At 74.8% G+C, this 9145-nt stretch carries 6 protein-coding genes; 4 read left to right on the plus strand and 2 right to left on the minus strand.

Features of this window, described 5'->3' with window-relative positions:
• The first annotated feature begins 361 nt into the window (after positions 1 to 361).
• On the plus strand, positions 362 to 2071 hold the full coding sequence (locus ABZX96_RS06170; protein WP_355538589.1) for an alpha/beta hydrolase: 1710 nt from the start codon (positions 362 to 364) through the stop codon (positions 2069 to 2071).
• 142 nt (positions 2072 to 2213) lie between these two features.
• Here the strand turns inward: ABZX96_RS06170 and hemQ are convergent, their stop codons facing one another.
• Together hemQ and hemG are read right to left on the minus strand one after the other, a co-directional pair.
• Positions 2214 to 2966 carry a hydrogen peroxide-dependent heme synthase gene (hemQ, locus tag ABZX96_RS06175; RefSeq protein ID WP_355538592.1) on the minus strand — a complete coding sequence of 251 codons (753 nt, stop codon included), beginning with the start codon at positions 2964 to 2966 and terminating at the stop codon, positions 2214 to 2216.
• A 2-nt stretch (positions 2967 to 2968) separates the two neighbouring features.
• Positions 2969 to 4432, minus strand: a complete 1464-nt coding sequence (hemG, locus tag ABZX96_RS06180; protein WP_355538595.1) for a protoporphyrinogen oxidase — start codon at positions 4430 to 4432, stop codon at positions 2969 to 2971.
• 130 nt (positions 4433 to 4562) lie between these two features.
• Here hemG and ABZX96_RS06185 point away from each other — a divergent pair, with 130 nt between their 5' ends.
• From ABZX96_RS06185 to ABZX96_RS06195, 3 genes are all read left to right on the plus strand, one after another.
• Positions 4563 to 5672 (plus strand): DUF4349 domain-containing protein, encoded by a 1110-nt coding sequence (locus ABZX96_RS06185; RefSeq protein WP_355538598.1) that lies wholly within the window; start codon positions 4563 to 4565, stop codon positions 5670 to 5672.
• A gap of 497 nt (positions 5673 to 6169) precedes the next feature.
• Positions 6170 to 7606: an aldehyde dehydrogenase family protein gene (locus ABZX96_RS06190; RefSeq protein ID WP_355538601.1), complete on the plus strand. Its 1437-nt coding sequence runs from the start codon at positions 6170 to 6172 to the stop codon at positions 7604 to 7606.
• Positions 7607 to 7701: 95 nt separating this feature from the next.
• Positions 7702 to 9145, plus strand: a 1444-nt coding sequence (locus ABZX96_RS06195) for an FAD-dependent oxidoreductase (RefSeq protein WP_355538604.1), incomplete at its 3' end; no start/stop codon positions are given.

Raw genomic sequence — 9145 nt, forward strand, 5'->3', positions numbered from 1 at the left:
CTCCGTGCGGCCCGGGCGGGGGACGCCTGCGCTCCGGCTCCGTCCCCCGCCCCTCCCGCGGGCCCTCGTCCCCGACTCCCGTGCGGCGCTCCACTCGTCCGGGGCATAGCTCCCGACACCGCGACACGGAGCTTTACATCATCCGCCGCCACCTCAATTATCCCTTTTGTATGCGCTTCAGATGCGCTCCGGGCGTTCTTGTGCCACACCCGCGCGGCAGGTGCGGCCGACGCGGACCAGCGCGCCGCTCGCACCGCGCGCGCCCCCGCGCACCAGGCAGCGCACCACATACGCCACGCGCCGGCGCCCGGCACCGCGCACCACACGTCCGGCGCACCGCACCGCACGAAGGGGACGGCCAGTGAAAGCACGAGCGTTGTACGGCACGATCGGCTCGCTGGCGGTGACCGCGCTGCTCACCGTCCCCGCCGGCGGCACCCCCGGGCCCACGGCCCCCGCCGCCCCCACCTCGTCCCCGCGGCCCGCGGTCTCCCCGAGCTCCGCTTCCCCCTCCGCGTCCCCGAGCCCGACGCCCCGCCCCCTGGTCTTCGGTCGCTGCGCCCCGCGGGAGCGGCTGCCCACCCGTGTCCAGTGCGCGAAGCTCGCCGTCCCCCTGGACCACGCGCACCCCGACGGCAAGAAGATCACCCTCACCGTCAGCCGCGCCCGGGCCACCGGCAGCCCCAAGGAGCGCCAGGGCGCGCTCGTCTACAACCCCGGTGGGCCGGGCGCCTCCGGGATGCAGTTCCCGCTCTACGGGACGCTCGACAAGTGGCGGAAGACCGCCCGGGCGTACGACTTCGTCGGGTACGCGCCCCGCGGCGTCGGCGGCTCCGCGCCGCTTTCCTGCCAGGACCCGGCCGCGTACGTGAAGGCGCCGAGCGACTACCCGGCCGCGCCCGACGCGAAGTTCCGGGCCGAGAAGACCGAGCGCGCCGCCGCGTACGCCCGCGGGTGCGCGCGCAAGACGGGCGCGGCCCTGCGCCACTACACCTCGGAGGCCAACGCCCGCGACCTGGACGTGCTGCGCGCCGCGCTCGGCGAGAAGAAGCTGACCTTCATGGGCGCGTCCTACGGCACGTACTTCGGCGCCCTGTACGCCACCCTCTTCCCCGGCCACGTCCGCCGGATGGTCTTCGACAGCGTCGTGGACCCCGACCCCCGCAAGATCTGGTACCGCAACAACCTCGACCAGGACGTCGGCTTCGAACGCCGCTGGTCCGACTGGCGCCGCTGGGTGGCCAAGCACGATGGGATCTACCACCTGGGGAAGACCCCGCGTGCGGTGCGCGCCTCCTACGAGAAGGCCCGCGACCGGCTGCGCCGCACGCCCGCGGGAGGGAAGGTCGGCCCGGCCCAGTTGCACGGGGCCCTGCTGGAGACGGGGTACGCCGACGCGTTCTGGCCCTCGCGTGCCGCGGCGCTGGCCGCGTACCTCAAGGGGGACCCGAAGCCGCTGATCGCCCTCGCGGCGCCCGATCCGAAGTCCGCCAAGGCGAGCGAGAACACCAACGCCGTCTATCTCGCGGTCGAGTGCAACGACGCTCCGTGGCCGCGCGACGTGGCGACCTGGGAGTCGGACAGCACCCGGGTCGCGGCCATCGCCCCGTTCGAGACCTGGGACAACACCTGGATGAACCTGCCGTGCGCCTTCTGGCCCGAGCCCGGGAAGACCGGCGAACGCGGCGGGGAGGACGCCGGGGAGCCCGACGGAGAGCACGCCGGGGAGTTCGACGGGGAGAAGGCCGACGACCGCCGCCCCATGGACGTCGGCGCGGAACCGGGTGCGCTGCCGCCGGTCCTGCTGCTCGCCGCCGAGCGCGACGCGGCCACGCCGTACGGGGGCGCGCAGGAACTCCAGCGCCGGCTGCCGAGCGCGTCGCTGGTGACGGAGCAGGAAGCCGGCAGCCACGGCCTCGCCTTCGGCGAGAACGACTGCGTCAACCGGCACACCGAGACGTACCTGCTGACGGGACGGGCCCCGGACCGGCACACGTTCTGCGCGCCGCACCCGGAGCCCGTACCGGAAAAACCAGCCGGCGCGACCGAACCGAACAAAACAGCCAAGTAGCCGCTGTCCAGCTCAGGCCCACCTCTGCCCAGACGCGAACCGGCGGACCGGCGGACCGGCGAACCGGCGAACCGGCGAACCGGCGAACCGAAACAGCCAACCCGGCCGCCGGATGGCAGCCCGGGCCGCCCCCGGTGACTACTCAGGCCAGTCCGGCCACCAGCTCCGCGACCGCCTTGCGGCGCCCCGTGTAGAACGGGATCTCCTCGCGGACGTGCATCCGCGCCTCGGAGCCGCGCAGGTGACGCATCAGGTCGACGATGCGGTACAGCTCGTCCGCCTCGAAGGCGAGGATCCACTCGTAGTCGCCCAGGGAGAAGGACGGCACGGTGTTGGCGCGCACGTCCGGGAAGCCGCGGGCCATCTTGCCGTGGTCGGCCAGCATCCGGCGGCGGTCCTCGTCGGGGAGGAGGTACCAGTCGTAGGAGCGCACGAAGGGGTAGACGCTCACGTAGTCGCGGGCGACCTCGTCCGCCAGGAAGGCGGGGATGTGCGACTTGTTGAACTCCGCCGGGCGGTGCAGCGCCATGTTGGACCACACCGGCTCCAGCGCGCGCCCCAGCTTGGTGCGGCGGAAGAGGTTGTACGCCTCCTGGAGCGCGTCCGAGCTCTCCGAGTGCCACCAGATCATCAGGTCGGCGTCGGCGCGCAGGCCGGACACGTCGTACGTGCCGCGGACCACGACGTCCTTGGCCTTGAGCTGGGCGAACAGCTCCTCGACCTCGTCGGCGTAGCCGGAGCGGTCCTCCGGCAGGACGTCGCGCAGCTTGAAGACGGACCAGAGGGTGTAGCGGATGACCTCGTTGAGGTCCTTCGCCTTCTTGCCGGCGTTCGGGGTCCTCTCGGGGGACGCGGGGGTGGGAACAGGAGCGGAAGCGTCAGTCATGTCCTCCATTCTCACTCTCCCCCCTCGGAGCCCGCCGTCAGGGTGCCCAGGAGCGCCTCGGCCGCGTCGCGACCGCCCCCGACGCACGCGGGGATGCCCACGCCCTCGTAGAGCGCGCCGCAGACCTCCAGGCCCGGCAGCTTGGCGACCTCCGCGCGGATGCGGGCCACCCGCCGCACGTGGCCGACCGGGTACTGCGGCAGCCCGCCGTTCCAGCGCGTCACCCGCGACGCGACCGGCCGCGCGGCCAGCCCGACCGCCTCCCCGAGGTCCCGCAGCGACAGGGCGACCAGGTCCTCGTCCGCGCGGTGCAGGTGCTCCTCGTCGCCGTAGCGTCCGAGGGAGGTGCGCAGGACGAACAGGTCCGGATCGGCGTCGGCGATCCAGCCCCACTTGTGGCTGGCGAACGTGGACGCCTTGATGGCGCGGCCGTCCACGGGCGGGACGAGGAAGCCGCTGCCGGTCAGCCGGTCCTCGACGTCCGCGCGCCGGAAGGCCATGGTGACCAGCGCCATCGACGCGTACTCGACGGCCGCCAGCTCCGCGGCGGCGGCCGGCGCCTCGGCGGTCAGCAGCGCGGACGCGGCGGGCGCCGGGGCCGCCAGGACCACCCCGTCCGCGTCCAGCGCCTCGGCCCCCTGAGGGCCGTCCACCACAATCTGCCAGCCGCCGGGGGAGCGCCGCAGTTCGCGGACAGGGGTACGCGTGCGGATCCTGCCACCCGCCGCACGGATCGCGTCGGCGACGGCGAGCGGAAGCCGCCCCACGCCGCCCTCGATACCGGCGAAGACCGGCCGCTGCTCCTGAGGGGAGGCCTGGTCGGCGGCGGCCTTGCGGGCCTGGATGTCCCGGACGCCCTCCAGAAGGGAGCGCCGCTCACGCGCGGCCTCGAAGAGCTGGGGGACGGCGGCGCGCATCGAGATGCGGTAGGCGTCGCCCGCGTACACGCCGCCGAGCAGCGGCTCGACCAGCCGGTCCACGACCTCGCGGCCCACCCGCGCCGCGACGTACTCGCCCACGGCGACGTCCTCGCCGACCTCGGTGCGGGCCAGTTCCTCGTCCTGGGAGATCCGCGCCAGCCCGGCGTCCGAGAGCACGCCGGAGGCCGCGAGTGGCGCCAGGTCGCCGGGCACGCCCATGACGTGCCCCTTGGGCATGGGGCGCAGCGCGCCGCGCGTCCACACGGTGGCGGTCGCCGTTGCGGGGCCGCACAGCCGGTCGCCCAGTCCGGCGGCGCGCGCCAGCTCGATTCCCTCCGGCCGCCTGGCCAGCATCGACTCCGCGCCGAGGTCGACCGGGACGCCCGCGACCTCGCCCGCGAGCAGCTTTCCGCCGAGCCGGTCCGACGCTTCCAGCACGGTCACCCGGGCCCCGCCGCCGAGCAGGCGGTGGGCCGCCGCCAGTCCCGAGATGCCCCCACCGATGACGACGACGTGACCGGGCGCACGGCCCGTACTGGTGTGCACAGTGCTCATGTCCCCACTCTCTCAGAGTCCGTCCGGAGCCCCGAACGTGACCGCATCGGAACCACCGGACCGGCAACCTCCGCCCCGCCCCCGCGGTCGAACGGGCAAAGCCGCCACACGACTTCAGGGGGTACGCGCCATGAGGAAGACCGGAACGTCGTACGGGAGGCGGGCGGCGGCGGTGGGGGCGCTGCTGGCGTTGACGGTGACCGGCTGCGGCGCGGCTGGGGACGCGGACAGCCAGAGCAAGGCCGGCACCGACCAGGCCGCCTCCGCGCCCGGCCGGGCCCCGGACGCGGCGGGCTACGCCGGCAAGGACGGCGGTCCCGGGAAACCGTCCGGGTCCGGCCCGAGCAGCGGCCCGGCGAAGCTCTCCGCCTCGCAGATCGTCCGCACGGCCACGGTCACCGTCGAGACGGAGGACGTGCCGGCGGCGCTCGCCACGGCGCGGGCGGCGGCGGAGGGCGCGGGCGGTTACGTCGGGGACGAGACCACCGACCGGGACGGCGAGGGCCGCGAGCGCTCCCGCCTGGTGCTGCGGGTGCCGCCGGGGCAGTACGGCGACGTGCTCCGCCGGATCTCCGGCCTCGGCGTCCTCAAGGAGCGCCGGGTCTCCGCCAAGGACGTCACCGACGAGGTGGTGGACGTCGACAGCCGCCTCAAGAACCAGCGCAAGAGCGTGGCCCGCGTCCGGGAGCTGATGGACCGGGCGAAGACCATCACCGACATCGTGGCGCTGGAGGCCGAGCTGAGCAGGCGGCAGGCGGAGCTGGAGTCCCTTGAGGCCCGGCTGAAGTCGCTGAAGGACCGGACCGGCATGGCCACCCTCACGCTGGTCGCGCACCAGAAGGGCGGCACGGCGAGCGACGCGGACGAGGGCGGTCCGGGTTCCTTCGGCGACGCTCTGGCCGGCGGCTGGCACGCCTTCACGCGCACGGTCCGGTGGCTGCTGGTGGTCCTCGGCGCCGCCCTGCCGTTCCTGGCGGCGGCCGGGCTGCTGTACGCCGCGTGGCGCGCCGTGCGGGCACGGGGCCCGTGGTGGCTGCGGCGCAGCACGCGGCGGAAGGGGGCCGCGGTTCCGGGTGCGCGGACCTTCGTCGGCGCGGGGGCACCGGCCCGTGCGGCCGGGGGCGCCGGTGCCGGTGCCGACGCGGCGGACCGGGAGATGCCGGAGGACCAGGAGACGCCGGAGGACCGGCGCCCGACCGTGCACGACGACCCGGCGAAACCGAGCCCGTCCGGCGATTGAGGACAACGCCCCCCGGCGTTCACCGGGTCCACAGATCACCCACCACCCGCCCATAAGCCCGCACGCGCGCTCTCCGGGTGTCCTCAAACGCCGGACGGGCTGGGATGGGTGAGCCCGGCCGCCAAATGGCAGAACCTGCCCTCGGCACCATCAAACAACTGCCACACGCCGTCAATCCCGCCACCGCGTCCGTCAAACACCGGACAGGCCGGAAATGGCGAGCCCAGCCGCCAAATGGCAGAAACTGCCCCCTGGCACCGTCAAACAACTGCCACGCATCGCCAGTCCCGCCACCGCATCCTCAAACACCGGACAGGCCGAGCAGCCGAGCAGGCCCAAGAGGCCGACGAGACCGAAGAGGCGGCGGAGTGCGCCGCTCCGCCCCCTCACGTCACCCCCGCCCCTCCCGTCGTCCCCGACCTCAGGACACAATGCGAACGCCGACGAAGATCCGATCGGCACCGCAGCGTTCCGTACCGCACCCGGAGGTTGGCGCGATGGCCCTGCTCGACCCCAAGGACCGGCTCTCCCTGCACGGCGGCGAGGCCGTCGCGATCGAGCCCGCGACCGGCGAGGCCCTGGGGGCCTTCACGCTCGCCGACGCCGACGACGTGGCGGACGCCACCGGCGCCGCGGCCCGCGCCCAGCTGACCTGGGCGCGCACGCCGTACACCGAGCGGGCGGCGGTCCTCCGGCGCGCCGGTGACCTCATCCACCGGCACGCGCCGGAGATCCGGGAGTGGATCGTCCGGGAGGCCGGCAGCATCCCCGGCAAGGCGGACTTCGAGATCCGCACGGCCGCCGAGGAGTGCTACGAGGCCGCCGCGCTCGCGCACCGCCCGCTGGGCCAGGTGCTGCCCTCGTCCGCGCCCCGGCTCTCCTACACCAGCCGGACCCCCGTGGGCGTGGTCGGCGTGATCGCGCCGTTCAACGTGCCGCTGGTGCTCGCCACGCGGTCGGTCGCGCCCGCCCTCGCCCTGGGCAACGCGGTGGTCCTCAAGCCGGACCCGCGCACCGCGGTGTGCGGCGGGCACGTCCTGGCCGCGGTCTTCGCCGAGGCCGGGCTGCCCGAGGGACTGCTGCACGTCCTGCCGGGCGGTGCGGAGGCGGGCCGGGCGCTGGTCGCCGACCCGCGGGTGCGGGTGATCTCGTTCACCGGCTCGACGGGCGCGGGGCGCGAGGTCGGCGCGCTGGCCGCCCGCCACCTCAAGCGCGCGCACCTGGAACTGGGCGGCAACAGCGCGTTCGTCGTCATGGAGGACGCCGATCTGGACGCCGCCATGTCCACCGCGGCCTGGGCGTCCTTCTTCCACCAGGGGCAGGTGTGCATGACCGCCGGCCGCCATCTTGTGCACGCCTCCCTGTACGACGAGTACGTGGAGCGGCTGGCGGCCAAGGCCGACGCCCTCGCCGTGGGCGACCCGTACCGGGAGGAGGTCCACCTCGGGCCGGTGATCGACGCCGGGCAACTGGAGAAGATCCACGCGCTGGTGCACAAGAGCGCGGCGGCCGGGGCCCGGATCGCGGCCGGCGGCACCCACCGCGACCTGTTCTACCGGCCCACGGTGCTGGCCGAGCCGGACTCCGGGGAGCCCACGCCCGCGTACGCCGAGGAGGTCTTCGGGCCGGTCGCGCCCGTACGGAAGTTCCACACGGTGGACGAGGCGGCGGCGCTCGCCGACGACACCGGCTACGGGCTGGCGCTGGGCGTCGTCACGCGGGACACCGCGCGGGCCCTGGAGTTCGCCGACCGGGTGCCGACCGGGCTGCTGCACATCAACGACCAGACGGTCAACGACGAGCCCGTGGCGGCGTTCGGCGGGCTGGCGGACTCCGGGAACGGCGCGCGCTTCGGCGGCGAGGCCAACCTCGACGCGTTCACCGAGGCCCGCTGGACCACGGTCCGGTCCACGCCCGCGCCCTACCCCTTCTGAGGCCGCCGGGCCCCGTGTCGATCTTCGGACCGCCGGGGCACGTACCCTTCGCCGTGCGCACACGCGCGACGGCACGGCGAAGGGAGTGCAGGGCCATGGCGGAGCGGCTGGTGGTCATCGGGGGCGACGCGGCGGGGATGTCCGCCGCGTCACAGGCCCGCCGGATGCGGAAGCCGGACGAGTTGGAGATCGTCGCGTTCGAGCGGGGGCACCACACCTCCTACTCGGCCTGCGGCATCCCGTACTGGATCGGCGGCGACGTGCCGGAGGCGCAGGCGCTGATCGCGCGGACGCCCGAGCAGCACCGCGCCCGCGACATCGACCTGCGGATGCGCACCGAGGTCACCGAACTGGACCTGGACCGGGGCCGGGTGCGCACCCGCGACCTGGCCGATGGCGGCAAGGAGAGCTGGACCGGCTTCGACAAGCTGGTGCTGGCCACCGGCGCCCGCCCGCTGCGGCCCGCCCTGCCCGGCATCGACGCGCCCGGCGTGCACGGCGTGCAGACCCTCGACGACGGCCAGGCGCTGCTGGACACCCTCGCCGGGACGGCGGGCGACCGGGCGGTGGTGGTCGGCGCCGGGTACATCGGCGTCGAGATGGCGGAGGCGCTGGTCCGCCGCGGCTACCGGGTGACCGTGATCGAACGCGGCCCGCAGCCGATGTCCACCCTCGACCCGGACATGGGCGAGCTGGTGTACGAGGCCATGACCGCGATGGGCATCGAGACGGTGCGGGGCACGGCCGTCACCGGGGTCCTCACCGACGACGCCGGGCGCGCCCGCGCGGTGGCCACCGAGAACGGCACCCACCCGGCGGACGTCGTCGTCCTGGGCCTCGGCGTCCGCCCGGAAACCGGACTGGCGCGGGCGGCGGGGCTGCCGCTGGGGCCGTCCGGCGGGCTGCTGACCGACCTGTCCATGCGGGTCCGCGGATACGAGCACCTCTGGGCGGGCGGCGACTGCGTGGAGGTCCTGGACCGGGTGTCCGGCCGCACCCGGCACATCGCGCTGGGCACCCACGCCAACAAGCACGGGCAGGTCATCGGGACGAACGCCGGCGGCGGGTACGCGACGTTCCCGGGCGTCGTCGGCACGGCCGTCAGCAAGGTCTGCGACCTGGAGATCGGCCGCACCGGACTGCTGGAAGCGGAGGCGCGCGAGGCCGGCTTCCGCTTCGTCACCGTGACCGTGGAGTCCACCAGCCGGGCCGGGTACTACCCGGGCGCCCGCCCGATGCGCGTCAAACTCCTCGCCGAACGCCGGACGGGCCGCCTCCTCGGCGCCCAGATCGTCGGCCGCGAGGGCGCCGGCAAGCGGGTGGACGTGGCGGCCGTCGCGCTGACCACCCGCCTGACGGTGGAGGAGATGACCGCCCTGGACCTGGGCTACGCGCCCCCGTTCTCCCCCGTCTGGGACCCCGTCCTCGTCGCCGCCCGCAAGGCGACGGCGGCCGTGCGGGCGGCGGGGAGCTGGGGCACCTCCCCGCCCGGCCTCGCCCAGGCGCGACGGGCCCGCCGCTTCCGGCCCCGCCGGGCCC

The sequence above is a fragment of the Streptomyces sp. NPDC003077 genome, assembly GCF_040611095.1.
GTDB lineage: Bacteria > Actinomycetota > Actinomycetes > Streptomycetales > Streptomycetaceae > Streptomyces.